We start from the raw sequence: 529 nt of genomic DNA, 5'->3' as shown, positions 1-529 counted from the left end.
GGTCAATGCTTCCGAGGCGCTGCGCGGCCTCGTCGAGCGGTACCAGTCCGAGATCAGGGACGTGGCGCATCGCCTCGTGCATGCCTCCTCCGATGGCCACGATGCGACGGAGAGCGCGCCAACGTCGAAGGTGCATGACCCGCGGCGCGACCGCTGCGAGACAGCCTTGCGCTTCCACGGCGAAGGGATGCCGACCAAGGAGATCGCCCGCCGTATCGGCGCATCCCGCAACGCCGTGCGCCGTTGGGTCCGAGCTGGCCGCTTCATGCCCTACCACCGTGCCCCAGGTCCGAGCCGGCTCGACCGTCATCTCCCCTTCGTCGAGACACGTTGGCAGGAGGGCGAGCGCAGCGCGACCGTTCTCCATCGCGAACTGCGCGCCCAGGGCTTCACGGGCGGCTGCGACATCGTCCGACGCTGGGCTGGGCGACAGCGATCAGGAGCGCCGGTCAGACCGGCGTCCGCTCGGATCCCCTCGACACGGCGCATCACCCGATGGCTGACCGGTGATCCGGCGACGCTGCCACCG

General features: G+C 70.1%; 1 protein-coding gene. It reads left to right on the top strand.

The genetic code is table 11. The features are described 5' to 3' along the window. The coding region (locus AAHG09_RS31870; RefSeq protein WP_342112359.1) for a helix-turn-helix domain-containing protein at positions 1-529 on the top strand (529 nt) is incomplete at both ends.

Origin of the sequence: Methylobacterium guangdongense (genome assembly GCF_038442355.1) — a bacterium.
Classification (GTDB): domain Bacteria; phylum Pseudomonadota; class Alphaproteobacteria; order Rhizobiales; family Beijerinckiaceae; genus Methylobacterium; species Methylobacterium guangdongense.
The sequence above is the reverse complement of the archived record's forward strand: the minus strand, read 5'-3'. Positions and strand labels throughout refer to the sequence as shown.